General features: G+C 59.7%; 15 protein-coding genes, 2 tRNA genes and 1 riboswitch. Of the genes, 8 read left to right on the plus strand and 9 right to left on the minus strand.

The annotated features are described in order from the left end of the window. The first annotated feature begins 100 nt into the window (after positions 1 to 100). Positions 101 to 994: a DMT family transporter gene (locus AB9K37_RS09275; protein WP_369837538.1), complete on the plus strand. Its 894-nt coding sequence runs from the start codon at positions 101 to 103 to the stop codon at positions 992 to 994. 65 nt (positions 995 to 1059) lie between these two features. On the opposite strand, the gene aroC is transcribed toward AB9K37_RS09275, so the two are convergent. Then, positions 1060 to 2160 (minus strand): chorismate synthase, encoded by a 1101-nt coding sequence (gene aroC, locus AB9K37_RS09280; RefSeq protein WP_369837541.1) that lies wholly within the window; start codon positions 2158 to 2160, stop codon positions 1060 to 1062. Between the two features lie 96 nt (positions 2161 to 2256). Then, a riboswitch (TPP riboswitch) is annotated at positions 2257 to 2359 on the plus strand. 45 nt (positions 2360 to 2404) lie between these two features. Here aroC and AB9K37_RS09285 point away from each other — a divergent pair. The 5 genes from AB9K37_RS09285 to rpiB all read left to right on the plus strand — a co-directional run bounded on the left by AB9K37_RS09285 (position 2405) and on the right by rpiB (position 6538). Next, positions 2405 to 3394 carry a thiamine ABC transporter substrate binding subunit gene (locus AB9K37_RS09285; RefSeq protein ID WP_369837543.1) on the plus strand — a complete coding sequence of 330 codons (990 nt, stop codon included), beginning with the start codon at positions 2405 to 2407 and terminating at the stop codon, positions 3392 to 3394. Further along, the gene (locus AB9K37_RS09290; RefSeq protein ID WP_369837546.1) at positions 3370 to 4893 is read left to right on the plus strand and encodes a thiamine/thiamine pyrophosphate ABC transporter permease ThiP; all 1524 of its coding nucleotides are present in this window, start codon (positions 3370 to 3372) and stop codon (positions 4891 to 4893) included. Before AB9K37_RS09285 ends, AB9K37_RS09290 begins: the two co-directional genes overlap by 25 nt. Beyond that, a complete protein-coding gene (locus AB9K37_RS09295) occupies positions 4880 to 5569 on the plus strand; it encodes an ATP-binding cassette domain-containing protein (RefSeq protein ID WP_369837549.1) in 690 nt (229 codons plus the stop codon). Before AB9K37_RS09290 ends, AB9K37_RS09295 begins: the two co-directional genes overlap by 14 nt. Before the next feature lie 71 nt (positions 5570 to 5640). After that, positions 5641 to 6024 (plus strand): hypothetical protein, encoded by a 384-nt coding sequence (locus AB9K37_RS09300; protein ID WP_369837551.1) that lies wholly within the window; start codon positions 5641 to 5643, stop codon positions 6022 to 6024. Positions 6025 to 6088: 64 nt separating this feature from the next. Beyond that, entirely contained in the window at positions 6089 to 6538 is a 450-nt protein-coding gene (rpiB, locus tag AB9K37_RS09305) for a ribose 5-phosphate isomerase B (RefSeq protein WP_303967289.1), read from the plus strand. A gap of 129 nt (positions 6539 to 6667) precedes the next feature. Here the strand turns inward: rpiB and AB9K37_RS09310 are convergent, their stop codons facing one another. From AB9K37_RS09310 to dapF, 5 genes are all read right to left on the minus strand, one after another. Continuing rightward, positions 6668 to 7516 carry a cytochrome c1 gene (locus tag AB9K37_RS09310; RefSeq protein WP_369837555.1) on the minus strand — a complete coding sequence of 283 codons (849 nt, stop codon included), beginning with the start codon at positions 7514 to 7516 and terminating at the stop codon, positions 6668 to 6670. Between the two features lie 14 nt (positions 7517 to 7530). Continuing rightward, entirely contained in the window at positions 7531 to 8859 is a 1329-nt protein-coding gene (locus AB9K37_RS09315) for a cytochrome bc complex cytochrome b subunit (RefSeq protein ID WP_369837557.1), read from the minus strand. A gap of 18 nt (positions 8860 to 8877) precedes the next feature. Continuing rightward, the gene (gene petA, locus AB9K37_RS09320; protein ID WP_369837560.1) at positions 8878 to 9441 is read right to left on the minus strand and encodes a ubiquinol-cytochrome c reductase iron-sulfur subunit; all 564 of its coding nucleotides are present in this window, start codon (positions 9439 to 9441) and stop codon (positions 8878 to 8880) included. A 348-nt stretch (positions 9442 to 9789) separates the two neighbouring features. Further along, a complete protein-coding gene (gene mtaB, locus AB9K37_RS09325) occupies positions 9790 to 11052 on the minus strand; it encodes a tRNA (N(6)-L-threonylcarbamoyladenosine(37)-C(2))-methylthiotransferase MtaB (protein WP_369837563.1) in 1263 nt (420 codons plus the stop codon). Beyond that, entirely contained in the window at positions 11045 to 11887 is an 843-nt protein-coding gene (dapF, locus tag AB9K37_RS09330; RefSeq protein WP_369837565.1) for a diaminopimelate epimerase, read from the minus strand. The genes mtaB and dapF overlap by 8 nt, the downstream gene beginning before the upstream one ends. A 109-nt stretch (positions 11888 to 11996) precedes the next feature. On the opposite strand from dapF, the gene AB9K37_RS09335 reads away from it, so the two are divergent. Then, a tRNA-Lys gene (locus tag AB9K37_RS09335) sits at positions 11997 to 12072 on the plus strand. A gap of 149 nt (positions 12073 to 12221) precedes the next feature. Then, positions 12222 to 12297, plus strand: a tRNA-Lys gene (locus tag AB9K37_RS09340). A 107-nt stretch (positions 12298 to 12404) separates the two neighbouring features. Here AB9K37_RS09340 and AB9K37_RS09345 read toward each other — a convergent pair. The 3 genes from AB9K37_RS09345 to AB9K37_RS09355 form a co-directional block, all read right to left on the minus strand. Beyond that, on the minus strand, positions 12405 to 13913 hold the full coding sequence (locus AB9K37_RS09345) for an aldehyde dehydrogenase family protein (protein ID WP_369837568.1): 1509 nt from the start codon (positions 13911 to 13913) through the stop codon (positions 12405 to 12407). Positions 13914 to 13959: 46 nt separating this feature from the next. Beyond that, positions 13960 to 15351, minus strand: a complete 1392-nt coding sequence (locus tag AB9K37_RS09350; protein WP_369837571.1) for a VOC family protein — start codon at positions 15349 to 15351, stop codon at positions 13960 to 13962. Positions 15352 to 15741: 390 nt separating this feature from the next. Next, on the minus strand, positions 15742 to 16767 hold the full coding sequence (locus tag AB9K37_RS09355; protein ID WP_369837573.1) for a LacI family DNA-binding transcriptional regulator: 1026 nt from the start codon (positions 16765 to 16767) through the stop codon (positions 15742 to 15744). Between the last annotated feature and the right edge of the window lie 24 nt (positions 16768 to 16791).

Consider the following 16791-nt stretch of genomic DNA (forward strand, 5'->3'; position numbering starts at 1 on the left):
CCTGATTGCGCGTTGCGCATGGCCGACATGATGCAGCATCCTCTGGCGCGGCGAAGCCCACTCTGGCAGGGTTCGCCGACGACCAACCCGGAGGGACCCCATGGATATTCGCGCGATGCTGGCCGGACTGGCCTTTGGACTGATGTGGTCCTCGGCCTTTACCTCAGCGCGGATGATTGTCGCCGAAGCGCCCCCACTGACGGCCCTGTCCCTAAGGTTTTTGGTGTCTGGTGTGATCGGTATTGCGATTGCGTATGCGCTTGGGCAGCGCGCCCGGCTGTCCGCGGCGCAATGGCGCGCGACTGTGATCTTTGGTCTCTGCCAGAACGCCTTGTATTTGGGCCTGAATTTCATCGCCATGCAGACGGTCGAAGCCTCTCTGGCTTCCATTGTCGCCTCGACCATGCCGCTCTGGGTGGCGCTGGTGGGGGTGTCGTTCTTTGGTCAAACCGTCCGCCCGATCGGCTGGATCGGCCTGATCGCAGGCATCGCAGGCGCCGCCCTGATCATGGGAACGCGAGTTCAAGCGGGCGCAGACCCCTTTGGTCTGCTGCTCTGTGCTGTGGGCGTCGCGTCCCTGTCTGCGGCGACATTGTCGGTCCGCGTCGCCTCTGGCGGAGGGAACCGCCTGATGGTCGTGGGGCTGCAAATGATGGTTGGTTCGATTGCGCTGCTTCCATTCGCAATGATCTATGAATTTCCCACCCTCAACGTCACTCTGACCCCGCGTCTGACGCTCGCCTTCCTTTACACAACTCTCATTCCGGGACTTTTGGCGACCCTCGTCTGGTTCTGGCTGGTCGAGCGAATCGGCGCCGTGCGCGCCGCCACCTTCCACTTCCTGAACCCATTCTTTGGTGTCGCAATCGCCGCGCTTCTGCTTGGCGAAACCATCGGCCCCCTCGACATCGTCGGTGTGGCAATCATTGCGGCTGGCATCCTTGCGGTCCAACTCTCCAAAGAGGCCCCGCAAACAGAAAAGCGCCCCGCGTAACAGCTTGGGCGCCCTAATTTCATCTTTGCCAAAATACTCCGGGGTCCGGGGCAGAGCCCCGGCGCTCAGCCGATTTTACCTTGGTTTTCGCCGACGTGACCACGGTGCAGCAGCAGGTGGTCCAGGATCACACACGCCATCATCGCCTCACCCACCGGCACCGCACGGATACCAACGCAGGGGTCATGACGGCCCTTGGTGATGATTTCGGCTGGCTCGCCCGCTTTGGTGATGGTCTTGCGGGTCGTCAGGATCGAAGACGTCGGTTTGACCGCAAAGCGTACAACCACATCCTGACCCGTCGAAATCCCGCCCAAGATTCCGCCCGCGTGGTTCGAGCTGTACTCCGGCCCACTCGGTCCCATGTAAATCTCGTCCGCATTGGCGCTACCGGTCAGCGATGCCGCTGCCATGCCTTCGCCAATCTCCACAGCTTTCACCGCGTTGATGCTCATCATCGCGGCGGCCAGATCGGTGTCCAGCTTGCCATAGATCGGCGCACCCAGTCCCGCAGGGACGCCCCGCGCGACAACTTCGATCACAGCGCCAACGCTTTCGCCTGACTTGCGCAGACCGTCCAGATAGTCGGCCCACTCATCCGCAGCCACCGCATCCGGCGTCCAGAAGGGGTTTTGCTCAACCTGATCCCAGTCGAACCGTGCACGATCAATACCGTGGGGACCCATCTGGGTCATGTAGCCCTTGATCTCGACGCCGGGGACCAGCTTGTCCAGCGCGGCGCGGGCCAAGCCGCCTGCCGCCACACGGGCCGCAGTTTCACGGGCCGAAGAGCGCCCGCCGCCGCGATAATCGCGGATGCCGTACTTCTGCCAATAGGTGATGTCTGCGTGTCCGGGGCGGAACTTTTCGACGATATCGCCATAGTCCTTGGACCGCTGGTCCGTGTTGCGGATCATCAACTGGACCGGCGTGCCGGTGGTCTTGCCCTCGAAGACGCCCGACAGAATTTCCACCTCGTCAGGCTCGCGGCGCTGGGTGGTGAACTTGTTCTGACCGGGTTTTCGCTTGTCCAACCAGACTTGCAGCATCTCGGGCGTAATCTCGACGTTCGGCGGGACGCCGTCCACTGTTGCGCCCAAGGCAGGTCCGTGGCTCTCACCCCAAGTGGTGACGCGGAAGATGTGACCAAAGGTATTCAAGCTCATTGGGCTGGCTCCTGTTGCTTGGGGACGTTCGATAAAGGACGCCTGCGCCAGTGGCAAGCGCAGCCCTTGCATCATGCTCTGCGCCGCTCTAGGTGTTGGGACACCTCGGGGTGGCCGGAAACGGCCTGAGATGCGTCATCGCGAACCCGTTGAACCTGAACCGGTTAGGACCGGCGGAGGGAAGGTTGGTTTTCTGGTTCACAGGTCCAAACCGTCTCCGCCCGTAACAGTAGGAGACGCCCTCATGAACAAGGCGCTTGTATTTGCAACGGGTCTGATCGCAGCCACCTCGGCAGCCGCCGAGGACAAGCCCGTGCTGACGATCTATGCCCCCGACTATTTCACTAGCGAATGGGGCCCCGGTCCCAGCATCGAACAAGGTTTCGAGGCGATTTGCGCCTGTGACGTCCAGTATCAGGCCGGCGACGTATTGCCCCGCCTGCTGCTGGAAGGCGAACGCAACCGCGCGGACGTTGTCATCGGTCTGAACACCGACGTCAGCAAACAGGCCCGCGAGAGCGGCCTTTTCGCGCCTCATGGTCAGGACCTGTCCGGTTTGACCCTGCCGATCGAGTGGAACGACGACACGTTCTTCCCCTTCAACTGGGGCTACACCGCGTTCGTCTACAACAACGAGAAAATGGCGAACCCGCCTGCCTCGTTCGAGGAATTGGTGAACGCCCCCGATGATGCGTTTAAAGTCGTGCTTCAGGACCCGCGCAGCTCAATTTCTGGTCTGGCAACCCTACTGTGGGTCAAGTCGATCTACGGCGACGACGCGCCTGAGGCATGGGCTAAGCTGGCGCCCAAAGTGCTGACCGTGACCAAGGGCTGGTCCGAATCTTATGGTCTGTTCACTGATGGTGAAGCCGACATGGTGATGAGCTACACCACATCGCCCGCCTACCACATCATCGCCGAGGGCGACACGAGCAAAGAGGCTGCGATCTTCCCCGAGGGTCACTACTTCATGGCCGAGCTTGTGGCGAAAACCGCGACCACCGAGCAGCCCGAGCTGGCGGATCAGTTCCTGGCCTATGTCCTGAGCGAAGAGTTCCAAAAGATGATCCCGACCGCCAACTGGTCCTACCCGTCGGCACTGCCGCAGGATCAATGGCCCGAGGGCTTCCGTGAACTGCCCATGCCCGATCAGGCGATCTTCTACTCCGAAGACGAAGCCGCTGCCCTGCGCGATGCCGCGCTCGAGGAATGGCTGACCGCCTTCGGGGGCTGATCCCCCTCATTGCCGCCGCGCTTGTGGGTGCGGCGGTGCTCTTGCCTCTGGCCGCCGTCATCTGGCGGGCCGGAGGACTGTCCCCTTTGGATGGCCGGTCGTGGGATGCGGTCTGGTTTACCCTGTGGCAGGCCGCCCTGTCGGCAGTGCTGTCTGTCGGGCTGGCGGTGCCCGTGGCCCGGGCATTGGCGCGGCGCCGATTTCGCGGTCGCGCGGCGCTGGTGGCTTTGCTGGGGGCTCCGTTCATTCTGCCGGTGATCGTGGCCATTCTGGGCCTGCTGGCGGTGTTCGGGCAGCAGGGGTGGCTCTCTGACGTGCTGGGGCTGTTCGGTCTGCCAGCGGTCAAGATTTACGGGCTGCACGGTGTGCTGCTGGCCCATGTGTTTTTCAACTTGCCCTTGGCGACGCGATTGCTGCTGCAAGGCTGGCAGGACATTCCGGCCGAGCGGTTCCGTCTGGCAGCAACGATGAACTTGCGTCCTTGGACGATGTTTCGACTGATCGAATGGCCGATGCTGCGCCGGATTGCGCCGGGGGCGGCGATGGTGATTTTCGTGATCTGTCTGTCGTCTTTTGCGGTGGCGCTGACCCTGGGTGGTGGGCCCAAAGCGACGACGGTCGAGTTGGCGATCTATCAGGCCTTCCGCTTTGATTTCGACATTGGCAAGGCCGCGCAATTGGCAGTGGTACAGTTGGTGCTGGCCGGTGGTGCGGCGTTGATCGCGATGAAGGCGACGCTGCCTGAGGCTGGCTTTGGCGGATTGGACCGCGTGGTTCCGCGTTGGGATGGCAGCCGCATTGTGGACGGGTTCTGGATTGCGCTGGTCGCGTTCTTTCTGCTGTTGCCATTGGCCGCGATTGCCCTGCGCGGCGCTGGGGCTCTCTTCAGTTTGCCGGCTTCGGTGTGGCAGGCGGCGCTCTACTCTGTGCTGGTGTCCATCGGGGCGGTCGTTGTGACCTTGGCCTTGGCGCTGCCGCTCGCGTTGTCCCGTTGGACATGGGTGGAGTTGGTCGGCCTGTTGGGTATCGCCAGCTCTCCGCTTGTCTTGGGCACGGGCCTGTATCTGATGATCAACCCTTTCGTTGCTCCGTGGGACGTGGCGCTGCCTGTCACCGCAGGCGTTAATGCTGTGATGGCGTTGCCCTTCGCTCTGCGCATTCTGCGCCCTGCGGCGGCGCAGATCGAGGCAGAGCATGGACGGCTTGCTGATAGCCTTGATCTACGCGGGTGGGCGCGCTTGAGGTGGCTCGTTCTGCCGCGCCTGCGTCGCCCGATGGGGTTCGCAGCAGGTTTGACGGGGGCATTAGCAATGGGCGATTTGGGGGTAATTACTCTTTTTGCTGACCCCAATACCGCCACCTTGCCTTTGCAGATGTACCGCCTGATGGGGGCCTATCGGATGGAGCAGGCGGCGGGTGCTGCGCTGTTGCTGCTGGTCCTAAGCTTCGGGCTGTTCTGGACTTTCGACCGAGGAGGCCGCGTGAATGCTGACACTTGAGCAGCTGGTTATCGTACAAGATGATTTTCATCTGAGCGCTGATTGGAGCGTACCCACTGGGTGCCAGCTGGCCATCATTGGCCCCTCGGGTGGGGGGAAATCAACCTTGCTGGGGGCTGTGTCAGGCTTTGTGTCGGCGAATGGGCGGGTCCTCTGGCAGGGGGAGGCATTGGATGGTTTGCCCCCCGGAAAGCGCCCGAATGCGATGCTATTTCAGGATCAGAACCTGTTTCCCCACTTAACGGCAGCGCAGAATGTTGGCCTGGCCCTGAGCCAGAAGAGGCTGACTGCTGCGCAGCAGTCAGTGGTGGAGCAGGCTTTGGGGCGCGTGGGTTTGCAGGGGCTCGAGGGTCGCAAGCCCGGGCAGTTGTCGGGGGGCCAGCAGAGCCGAGTGGCTCTTGCGCGGCTACTGTTGCAGGACCGTCCTTTGTGGCTGTTGGATGAGCCATTTGCCGCGTTGGGGCCGGGCTTGCGTCTAGAGATGTTGGCGCTGGTGAAACAGATTGCGACTGAGGCTGGTGCAACAGTTTTGATGGTCACTCATGATCCCGAAGATGCTCGTAGGTTTGCGGATGCGATTGTGGTCGTCGACAACGGGATTGCACAAGCGCCGCGCCCGACGGCAGAGGTCTTTGACAACCCTGACGAGGCACTGCGGCAGTATCTGGGGCAGTGATCGGACAGTTTGGCGCATAGGGCGGCGATCACGAGTGCATTACCCCTAGGGGCATTTTCAGGAACTGTTTCATGCTGCTCAGAATTGCCGCTGTTTTGGCCGCTTTCACCGCCGTATTGCACATATTTGTCGGCACCTTTGACACTCTGATGCCGATGCTCACGATGGATTTGCCCGCGCCTGTATTGGGGACGCTACATGCCTGCTGGCATATGGTGAGCCTGTTTTTAGTCGTCTCTGCCTGGGCATTCTGGCGGGGCGGCGCAATGGCGCGTCCGGTGGCGTGGCTGTGGATGGGGAGTGCTGCGATCTTCGTTGCAGTAGGGGTCTGGCAAGATGGTCTGGTGGGCCTGTTGGAATTGCCCCAGTGGACGCTTCTTGGGGCGAGCGGTGGCCTATCCCTCTATGCCACAAGGGCACGGCCGAGATTTGCCAAAACCGATCAATCCGCCTAATGGAGAGGATGAGCGTCGGATGGAGTTCATCCGTGCCACACCCATTCGAGCGAGAGATCTGCCCATGACCGCCAAGAAACGTATCGTCCTGTCCAGCGACCACGCCGCGATCGAGCTGCGTCAGGCCATAGCAAAGCACATCGAAGAGCAAGGGTACGAGGCCGTAGACATCGGTCCGACCACGCCGGATAGCGTGCACTACCCCTCGATGGGTGAGGCAGCGGCGCAGAAGATTGCTTCGGGTGATTGTGACCTCGGAATTATCCTGTGCGGCACCGGTCAGGGCATCATGATGGCTGCGAACAAGGTCAAGGGCATCCGCTGCGGTGTCTGCAACGAGACCTTTTCGGCCAAGATGATCCGCGCGCACAATGACGCGCAAATCCTGTCGATGGGCGCGCGCGTGGTTGGCCAAGGGCTGGCGCTAGAGATTGTCGACGCGTTCTTGTCGACTGAGTTCGAAGGCGGCCGTCACGGACTGCGTGTCGACATGATCAAGGCGATGGAAGACTGATCCATTCCCTAATGATTGTTTGAAAAGGCCGGTGCGAGAGCGCCGGCCTTTTTCGTGGGCTGATGGTACCCAAAGAAAAAGCCCCGCCAGATTGCTCTGACGGGGCTCTTTAATTCGTGCATCAGACGATTAGTCGTCTTTGCGGCCGTACTTGATGGGGGCCCAGATGCGCTTGTTGGTCAGGTACAGTAGAACTGCCAGAACCGCGAGGAAGATCACACCGGTCAGACCTGCGGTCTTGCGCTGCATCATCTTGGGTTCTGCGGTCCACATCAGGAACGCGGCAACGTCCTGAACTTCGTGGTGCAGATCGTTCGAGTGACCGTCGTCAAACTCAACATCTTCGCCATAGAGGGGCGGCGCCATACCGATCCAGCTGCCAGGGACGGTGTGGTTGCCGTCTTCGTCCAGACACTGCTCGGGGTAGCCGCCTGCGGTGAAGACGGTGTTGTAGTAGCCGGTGAAGTCCTCGGGGGCACATTCAGGGGCTTCTTCGTAACCGTCCAGCAGCGACGCGATGTATTCGGCGCCACCCATGCCCTTGACGATCTGGTTAATCCCCAGACCCAGAGGGCCGTGGAAGCCAGCGCGGCCTTTGGCCATCAGCGACAGGTCAGGTGCGTCTGCCGAAGTCACTGCAGGGAATTTGTCCGCAGGAGTGGCAGGGCGGTAATCTTCGATGCTGTTGTCGTAGATTTCGATGTTCGACGCGTAGGCACGAACTTGGTCTTCGGGCATGCCGGGACCGGATTCGTCACCAAGGGTACGGATCGAAACATACTGCAGACCGTGACACGCCGAGCAAACCTCGGTGTAGATTTTCAGGCCGCGCTGCAGCTGGTTCTGGTCGTACGCGCCGAACGGACCTTCGAACGAGAAGTCGAAGTCGTGAACGTGGGCTTCGCCGCCTGCTGCCAGCGCACCCCCGGCCGACAGGCCGAGAGCAGCGATCGCAGTAAGGGTCAGTTTCCTAATCATTTGGGTCACCTTTCTTACTCGGCAGGGGTGGCGTCAGCCGACTTGCCGTAATGCGCTTTGAAGTCGTCTTCGATGGTCGCGACCGGAGTCTCGGGCTTCTCGAAGATGCCAAGCAGCGGCAGAACTACTAGGAAATAAGCGAACCAGTAGGTCGCACCCAGCAGCGAGATGTAGGGGTAGATACCTTCGGCGGGCATTGCACCAGCCCACATCAGAACCATGAAGTCGACGCAGAGCAGGCGGAACCACCATTTGAAGGCAGGGCGATAGCGGCCCGAACGAACGCTCGAGGTGTCCAGCCAAGGCGCCAGCGCCATGACAGCGATCGCACCGAACATCGCCAGAACACCAAAGAACTTTGCGTCGATGATGCCGAACGAGATCCAGCTTGCGAACTGAACAACCCAGACTTCCGAGTCAAACGCACGCAGGATCGCGTAGAAGGGCAGGAAGTACCATTCGGGAACGATGTGCGAGGGCGTCGCCAGAGCGTTTGCTTCGATGTAGTTGTCGGGGTGGCCAAGGTAGTTGGGCATGAAGCCAACAACTGCAAAGAACACGGCCAGAACAACTGCCAGAGCGAACAGGTCCTTGATCACGAAATAGGGCCAGAAGGGCAGGGTGTCTTTTTCTGCTTCGGCTTTCGATGTGCGGCGAACTTCAACACCAGTGGGGTTGTTGTTGCCGGTCGAGTGGAAGGCCCAAATGTGGACGACAACCAGGCCTGCGATCAGGAAGGGCAGCAGGTAGTGCAGCGAGAAGAAGCGGTTCAGCGCGGGCTGACCAACAGCCGATGCACCCAGCAGCCATGTCTGGATCGCTTCGCCGATGAAGGGGATTGCGCCGAACAGGCCGGTGATCACTGCGGTACCGTGGAACGACATCTGGCCCCAAGGCAGAACGTAGCCCATGAACGCGGTGCCCATCATCAGCAGGTAGATCAGCATACCGATGATCCATGTGATTTCACGGGGCGCCTTGTACGAGCCGTAGAACAGACCACGGAAGATGTGCAGGTAAACAGCAACAAAGAACAGCGATGCGCCGTTCATGTGCAGGTAGCGGATAAAGTGGCCGCCGTTCACGTCGCGCATGATGTGCTCGATCGAAGCGAATGCCATGTCGACGTGGGGGGTGTAGTGCATCACCAGAACAACGCCGGTAATGATCTGCAGAGCCAGACAGAAGGTCAGGATGATGCCCCAGATCCACATCCAGTTCAGGTTCTTGGGGGTGGGGATCATCAGAGTGTCATACAGCAGGCCGATGATCGGCAGACGGCTGTTGACCGCTTTGGTAAAGCCGGACTTTGGCTCGTAATGGTCGTGTGGGATACCCGACATAGTTAAATCTCCTCTCCCTTAACCCAGCTTGATCGTGGCATCGTCCACGAACTCGGCAACGGGGATGTGCAGGTTTTCGGGCGCGGGGCCTTTGCGGATGCGGCCAGCGGTGTCGTAGTGCGAACCGTGGCAGGGGCAGAACCAGCCGCCAAAGTCACCTGCGCCGTCACCCAGAGGCACACAGCCGAGGTGGGTGCAGACACCCATCTGAACCAGCCATTCGCCGTTTTCGTCCATTGCGCGGTTTGCGTCGGTCGCGGGAACCTCGCCAGCGTCGTTTGCGTTGCGTGCAACGGGATCGATCAGGTCATCCAGATCAACGGCGCGGGCTGCTTCGATCTCGGCTTCGGTACGACGACGGATGAAGACAGGCTTACCCTGCCACAGCACGGTCATCTGCGATCCGACTTCCAGTGCGCTCACGTCCACACGGATCGACGACAGCGCTTTCACGTCTGCCGAGGGGTTCATCTGATTGACGAGGGGCCAAATTGCGGCACCTGCAGTCACCGCACCTGCGCCAGCTGTGGCGTAGTAGAGGAAATCTCTGCGGGTGCCTTCGTGATCTTCTGCGTGGGACACGAGGTTTCTCCATTCTCTTGTCGACCGAACTCCAAAGAATGCCAGAGCAAAGCCGAACCGATACAGATTTGGGCCACGGATTGCCGCAGCCCTTGTCATCACGCGCTATTTAACGAGAGGGTTTGCATCCGTCCAGCGGACATTCGAGCGCATCTGCAGCATGACAGTCGGTAAAATGGTCCGAGTCGCCGCAAATCAACAGTAATGCGTCAGAACACCACATCTAATCGGTGTGCCACAGCATTCAATGGCCATGCGCTGAGAATCAGTTTTGCCCCTGATTTAGGCAATATCTTCGGTATTGCAGGCCAACTGATTCTGACGAAAAATCCAAGTTTTCCGTGCGGGTTAGGCCAGCAGCTGCCCGCCAGAGATACCTTGGATCTTCGCGCGGACGATCTGGCTTTCGGGCTGATCAGTGTCGAATAGAACTTCGGTAAATTGCTCGGTTCGACCCATGCGGGGATTTTCCAGCAAAATCGAATGGTCCCGTCCGACTTGCGACGAAAGATGCATTTGTACGCGGCGCTCGCCGGCATCCCGCAGGCGCGCGGCTCGGTCTTTGATCGCTTTGCCGTTCACTTGCGGCATTCGCGCGGCAGGAGTGCCGGGGCGGGGCGAGTAGGGGAAGACGTGCAGCCAAGTCAGGTGACACTCGTCCACCAGCTTTAGCGAGTTTTCAAAGTGCGCGTCGGTTTCCGTGGGGAATCCCGCAATAATGTCTGCGCCAAAAGTCATTTCGGGGCGCAGCTTGATCGCCTCTTCGGCAAAGCGGATGGCGTCGTCGCGCAGGTGGCGGCGCTTCATACGCTTTAGGATCAGGTCGTCGCCGTGCTGCAGAGACAGATGCAGGTGGGGCATCAGGCGTGGTTCTGTCGCGATGGCCTGCATCAGCGCTTCGTCCACCTCGATGGAATCAATCGAAGAGATTCGCAGGCGCGGCAGGTCGGGCACCAGTTTCAGGATGCGCAGCACCAAATCCCCCAGTTTCGGGGTGGCGGGCAGATCCGCGCCCCAACTGGTCAGGTCCACGCCAGTTAGAACGACTTCGTTATAGCCGCGCTGAACCAGACGTTTGATCTGGTCCACGACGACGCCCGCAGGCACAGACCGCGAATTGCCGCGACCAAAGGGGATAATGCAGAAGGTACAACGGTGATCGCAACCGTTCTGGACCTGCACATAGGCACGGCTGCGGGTACCGAAGCCGTCGATCAGGTGGCCAGCGGTTTCGGTGACGGACATGATGTCATCCACCTGCACGCGCTCGGTCTCGCCGATGAAATTCGGTCCTTTGGCCAAACCTTGCCACGTCTCGGCCTGCATCTTTTCAGTGTTGCCGATGATGTGGTCGACCTCTTCCATCTCGGCAAAGGTCTCTGGCTCGGTCTGCGCGGCGCAGCCGGTTACGATGATCTTGGCGTCGGGGTTCTCGCGGCGGATGCGGCGGATTTCCTGACGGGCCTTGCGCACAGCCTCGGAGGTGACGGCACAGGTGTTCACCACATGCGCGTTGGACAGGCCGGCCTGATGGCTCAGTTCTTCCATCGCGTGGGTTTCGTAGGCGTTCAGACGACAGCCCAGGGTGGTGAACTTGGGCACATCAACCATTGTGAGCCTCTAGGAATGCCGGGGTAAAGGTGCCGCTGAACACATGGGCGGTCGGCCCCTCCATCCAGACGCCGTCGTCGCGCCAGTCGATGACCAGATCGCCAATCTCGAGGCTGATACGGACTCTGCGGCCGGTGATGCCTCGGCGGGCAGCAGCGACGGCGGTCGCACAGCTGGACGAACCGGACGCCATGGTGATGCCGGTGCCACGCTCCCATACCCGCATCCGCAGGTGGTCAGGGCCGATCAGGTGCGCGACCTGAACATTCGTGCGCTCTGGGAAAATCGGATGATGTTCGTGGGCAGGGCCAAAGGTGCTCAGGTCCACAGCCTCGGCATCATCGACAAAGAATGTGCAGTGCGGGTTGCCCATGCCGGTCGCGACGGGGTCGCCGTCGATGGGCAAGTGCAAAGTGTCGATGTTCTGCGCAATGGGCACTTCGTTCCACGCCAGCAGCGGCGCGCCCATGTTCACGCGGGTCAGGCCGTTGCCTGCATCCTCGCAGGGCAAGAGGCCGCGTTCGGTCTCTAGCACCAAGCGATCCACGCCGCGGGTATCCATCAGATGGCGCGCGATGCAGCGAGTGGCATTTCCGCAGGTCGCCGACAGAGAGCCATCGGCATTATAAAAGACCAGACGCGCGTCGGCGCGATCCGATTCCTCGATCACGGCCAGCTGGTCGAAACCGACGCCCGTGTTGCGGTGGGCAATCGCGGAAACCAGCGAATCCGACAGCCCCCCAGGGACGTCGGTTCCATTGATCACTACAAAGTCGTTGCCTAGCCCGTGCATTTTCATGAAGGGCAGGCCGGAAGAGGCGGTCTGTGTCTGCATGGCGGGGCATATACGCCTGCCATCCAGATGAATCCAGCGGGTGACACAAAAAGTTTGCAATTCTCTATTGACCGCTGTCCCGCAAACCCATAGAGGAGGCCCCCTAAGTGGGCCGTTAGCTCAGTTGGTAGAGCAACTGACTTTTAATCAGTGGGTCGTAGGTTCGAATCCTACACGGCTCACCACTTACTCCAAAAAACCGCTGTTTTTCCGTTGCTTGCAACGGGTTCAGTGCGTCGCGACATTCGTGTCGGGTGCGGTGGAAAAAGAGTCAGCTTTTTCGGATTCTTCTATTGACCGTCCAGCTGCGACCCCTTAGAGGAACGCCTCAAGTGGGCCGTTAGCTCAGTTGGTAGAGCAACTGACTTTTAATCAGTGGGTCGTAGGTTCGAATCCTACACGGCTCACCACTTACCAAGACATACGTAGTTCTTCTGTGTCTCGTCGGACATCGATTCTGAGCGCTTCATTGGCGTGAGAGAATGAAAAGAGCGCCCGCAGACGCCCTCTTGTGTGATCAGATGTCGAACTTGACGCCCTGCGCGAGCGGCAACGCGCGCGAGTAGTTGATCGTGTTTGTGGCGCGGCGCATGTATCCCTTCCACGCGTCAGAGCCGGACTCGCGGCCCCCGCCGGTTTCCTTTTCGCCGCCAAAGGCTCCGCCAATCTCGGCACCAGATGTGCCGATGTTCACGTTGGCAATGCCGCAATCGCTGCCAGCCGCCGACAGGAACAGTTCCGATTCCCGCAGGTCGGTGGTGAAGATGCTGGACGACAGACCCGCCGCGACGGCGTTGTGCGCCTCAATGGCTTCTTCAAAGTCGGTGTACTTCACGATGTAGAGAATCGGCGCAAAGGTTTCTTCCAACATCGGGCCGCACTGAGAGGGCATTTCGACAATCGCAGGGCGCGCGTAGTAGGCATTTTCCGCGCCCGTCTCGACACGTCCCCCGCCGTGCACGGTGCCGCCAGCAGTCTTGGCGTCGGCCAGAGCCTTTTCCATATTGTCGAAGGCCGCTTTGTCGATCAGCGGACCAACCAGCGAGTCGGTTTCCAGCGGGTTGCCAACGCTGACCGATTCGTAGGCTTTGATCAGGCCGGGGACGAGGTCATCGTAAACGTCCGCATGGACGAACAGGCGGCGCTGGGTGGTGCAGCGTTGGCCCGCGGTGCCCATCGCGCCGAATGCGACGGCCCGCAGTGTCATGTCCAGATCAGCCGAAGGGCAGACGATCCCGCCGTTGTTCCCACCAAGCTCTAGAATGCAACGCCCGAAACGCGCGGCGACTTTCGGCGCGACGATACGGCCCATGCGGGTCGAGCCGGTGGCAGAAACCAAGGCAACGTCGGGGCTCTCGACCAGAGTGTTCCCCACGTCCGCGCCGCCGATCAGGACTTGGGCTAGACCTTCGGGTGCGTCACCAAAGCGAGTGATGGCACGCTGTAGAATGGCAGTACAGGCCAGCGCTGTCAGAGGCGATTTTTCTGACGGTTTCCAGACAACGGAATTGCCACAGACCAGCGCCAGAGCTGTATTCCATGACCAGACCGCCACGGGGAAGTTAAAGGCAGAGATGACACCGACCACACCCAGAGGGTGCCACTGTTCCATCATGCGGTGGCCAGGGCGCTCTGTGGCGATGGTCAGGCCGTAGAGCTGGCGCGACAGACCAACTGCAAAATCGCAGATGTCGATCATCTCTTGCACTTCACCAAGGCCCTCGGACGGGATCTTTCCAGCTTCAATGGAGACCAGACGGCCAAGGTCCTCTTTGGCGGCGCGCAGTTCCTCGCCGAACAGGCGGACCAGTTCACCGCGTTGTGGCGCGGGCGTCATCCGCCATGCCTTGAACGCTTGTTTGGCGATTGCGATCGCAGCGTTGGTGCTGTCGGTCGTGGCTTCGGGCAGGCTGCCGGTCTGCTCGCCCGTGACTGGGCTGTAGCTGGCGAGCGTGCCGCCTGTATAGGCGGCTTCGTCTACGCCGAGTTTCGACAGAATCTCTGTAGCAGCGGTGGCAAGGGTCATTCTAATTCTCTTCTTTTGTGCCGTTTGGTCGGGCCAATGGGCCGAGTCACTCTGCCGCGGCAGCGCCTGCAGTTAGGATGGAAATGCAGCGGATGCGCGAGGCGTCTTCAATCTCTTGGTAGTGCTCGAATTCGTTCAAAACGCTGGCTCCGAGGTCGGTTTCGAACCGCTGTTGGTTGGGGCTGGCGGTGAACTCTTGCGCGGACCCGTCGCCGAGGTTCGACTGGAAGATGCCGGCTGCGCTGACGGGCAAGAAATCTTCGTAAACGATGGGGTCGATCCGCAGGTAGCCTGCTGCCAGCAAGGCATCGGGATCAGTGTCGGAGACTTGGCCCGCTGATTCTGCACCTTTGTCGGTTAAGGTCCATTCGAAATAGCCAAGGCCGTCTTTACGAATGTCAGTCAAGTTATCAGGAAAATCTGCGAAAGCCGCGGCAAGTGCCGACACATATTCAGCCGCGTTTGAGCCATGAGCAGCAGGCAGGCACTTGGCCCGAGCCGCGGTCAGCAACTGATCGTAGAGGGCGCGGCCCTTGGGAGTGAGTGCCTGACCGCGCGCTTCGATCTCGCCGAACCGAGCTGTGTGTGAGCCCTTGATCCCTGCGAAACTGACCGCTTCGGACAGAGCTTTGAAGCTGGTTTGGCGCAGCAAAATCGGGCAGTCGCGGCGCGGGGGGCCTTCGACCACAGCTTTGGGGGTGATGCCGTACTCGGGCATCAAGTCTTGGACACGATCAATATCCAGCGTTCGGGGCGTCAGGTGGTTGATGTGCGGTCCACGGAAGGACACCACATCTGCAATCAAGCGATGTGCATCGTGCAGTTGCTTGTAAAGGTCCGCGCTCACGTTGGCTTCGGGGTGCCAGCGGAATGTCTCGAGTGCCTCTGCGATGAAGCGATCGGCCTGCAGATCGGTTAACCCACCCTGCTTTTCGGCCAGTTCAATCATCTCGAGGCAGCCGCTCGTGTAAATCTGGCGGGCATCCAGCACAGACTGCGCCATATCACGGAGGGATTTGTCCTCGATTAGGTCGAGTCGCAAAAGCGAAGTGAAGACGCGAAATGGGTTCCGGCGTAGGGCTGCATCGCCCACGGGGCGAAAGGCCGTCGAGTGTACCGGCACCCCAGCCTCGGTCAGATCATAGTATCCGACCGGCTGCATGCCCATGACAGCAAAAAGACGCCGCATGGTCGCCAGCTCTGAGGGGGTGCCAAGGCGGATCGCCCCATGGCGCTCTTCGGAGATACGCGCCAATTGGTCGGTGCTTTCCAGATCGCCTCGAAGAGTGCGATCCACGTCCAGTACCTGATCATTCACTTTTGCGACGATGTCCATCAAAGTGCCATATGCGGGCACCTCGGTGCGGTACATTTCTGACATTGCAGCGGAAAATCGGCTGCGGATGTCGTCAGCGCTAATCAGATTTGTATCGGACATCAATGACCCCCCTGTTTGGCAAGATTTTTGCATCGACCTAACACACCATGGCGATGGAATGCTTTGATCTCAAAGGCCGACGTCATTCCTGGGCGGGATGATCTGCGCTTTGCCGATCAAAGTCACGGGCTGTTTGAAAGAGAAGGAGATGTCTGAAATGAAAATGACCCGACGCATCGCGTCAGGCCATTCCCGTATATCACTGAAGCCGCTCTTGCTTCTTTAACCGAGCACTCGATACCATTTACCATGGAACTCATACTCGACAGCCAAACACGCTGTCGTTGGGATGGTTGTACCCAATCAACTGTCCTAAGTCTATAATACCTAAGATGCAAAAATCGTAAGTTTACGTTACGTTACTTGACGTTAACGGCAACCGCTGGTGGATTAGTAGCGCTTCAGGGTATCGCCAAAGGAAATGCGCGGCGTCAATTCGACGATTCTATCTGGATCTGGAGAGTCGGGGTCATTGCGCGCGGCGATAATTTCGGCAGCCTTTCGACCAATGTCTTTGCGGCAGGCATCCATAGTTGCCAGCTGGCGCGGCAGGCCATCCAACAGTTCGACACCGTTGAAACCGGCCAAACCGATCTGACCGGGGATATCAATGCCCTGTTCCAGCAACCAAAGCATCCCACCTGCACCAATCATGTCATTGGAGTAGTAGATGAAGTCGAGGTCCGGAGTCCGTTCCAGCAACTGCTGGGTCAGTTCGCGTCCTTTCAACAGAGCAGATCCACCCGAGTAGAACTCCTGATCTGCGATTTCGATTCCAGCTTTGGCCAACGCCTCGGTAAAGCCTTCGAAGCGTTTGCGCGCGCGATGGTCCATGGGCATTTTGGTGCCAAGGAAACCGATCCTTTGATATCCCTGCTTAATAATTGCCTGCGCCATTTCACGGCCGGCGCGGCGGTGCGAAATACCCACCATGCTGTCGACGCATTTGCCATCGACGTCCATGATCTCGACCATCGGAATACCAGCTGCGACCATCATGGCCCGTGCTGCATCAGAATGCTCGAGGCCCGCGATGATGACGCCAGAGGGGCGCCATGACAGCATTTCATAAAGAACGCGCTCTTCGGTTTCCGGGTTGTAATCGGTCACACCGACGACGGGCTGCAGGTCGGTTGCGCTAAGCACTTCGTTGATTCCCGTCATCACATTCGGGAAGACCATGTTTGACAGACTGGGTATGACAACCCCGACCAGGTTCACACGCTGACTGGCTAGTGCGCCTGCAATCTTGTTTGGCACATAGCCCAATTCTCGGGCTGCCTTGAGGACGCGCTCTCGGGTCGCTTCGGACACGTCACCACGATTTCGCAGAACGCGGCTGACTGTCATTTCGGAGACGCCTGAAGCTTCGGAAACATCACGCAGGGTAAGCGGGCGTGTCGGGGTGTTGGTCATGGCCGTTCCGTCTATTGTATCACT

It is taken from the genome of Donghicola sp. XS_ASV15 (assembly GCF_041224595.1).
Lineage (GTDB): Bacteria > Pseudomonadota > Alphaproteobacteria > Rhodobacterales > Rhodobacteraceae > Donghicola.

What these genes read in the sequence shown, in the direction of transcription:
- AB9K37_RS09345 (WP_369837568.1), bottom strand. Translation starts at nt 13,913, where the DNA reads ATGACCCTTGCCACCGCTGCTACAGAGATTCTGTCGAAACTCGGCGTA.
- AB9K37_RS09355 (WP_369837573.1), bottom strand. Translation starts at nt 16,767, where the DNA reads ATGACCAACACCCCGACACGCCCGCTTACCCTGCGTGATGTTTCCGAA.
- AB9K37_RS09290 (WP_369837546.1), top strand. Translation starts at nt 3,370, where the DNA reads ATGGCTGACCGCCTTCGGGGGCTGATCCCCCTCATTGCCGCCGCGCTT.
- dapF (WP_369837565.1), bottom strand. Translation starts at nt 11,887, where the DNA reads ATGCAGACACAGACCGCCTCTTCCGGCCTGCCCTTCATGAAAATGCAC.
- AB9K37_RS09310 (WP_369837555.1), bottom strand. Translation starts at nt 7,516, where the DNA reads ATGATTAGGAAACTGACCCTTACTGCGATCGCTGCTCTCGGCCTGTCG.
- aroC (WP_369837541.1), bottom strand. Translation starts at nt 2,160, where the DNA reads ATGAGCTTGAATACCTTTGGTCACATCTTCCGCGTCACCACTTGGGGT.
- rpiB (WP_303967289.1), top strand. Translation starts at nt 6,089, where the DNA reads ATGACCGCCAAGAAACGTATCGTCCTGTCCAGCGACCACGCCGCGATC.
- mtaB (WP_369837563.1), bottom strand. Translation starts at nt 11,052, where the DNA reads ATGGTTGATGTGCCCAAGTTCACCACCCTGGGCTGTCGTCTGAACGCC.
- AB9K37_RS09315 (WP_369837557.1), bottom strand. Translation starts at nt 8,859, where the DNA reads ATGTCGGGTATCCCACACGACCATTACGAGCCAAAGTCCGGCTTTACC.
- AB9K37_RS09295 (WP_369837549.1), top strand. Translation starts at nt 4,880, where the DNA reads ATGCTGACACTTGAGCAGCTGGTTATCGTACAAGATGATTTTCATCTG.
- AB9K37_RS09300 (WP_369837551.1), top strand. Translation starts at nt 5,641, where the DNA reads ATGCTGCTCAGAATTGCCGCTGTTTTGGCCGCTTTCACCGCCGTATTG.
- AB9K37_RS09285 (WP_369837543.1), top strand. Translation starts at nt 2,405, where the DNA reads ATGAACAAGGCGCTTGTATTTGCAACGGGTCTGATCGCAGCCACCTCG.
- AB9K37_RS09275 (WP_369837538.1), top strand. Translation starts at nt 101, where the DNA reads ATGGATATTCGCGCGATGCTGGCCGGACTGGCCTTTGGACTGATGTGG.
- AB9K37_RS09350 (WP_369837571.1), bottom strand. Translation starts at nt 15,351, where the DNA reads ATGTCCGATACAAATCTGATTAGCGCTGACGACATCCGCAGCCGATTT.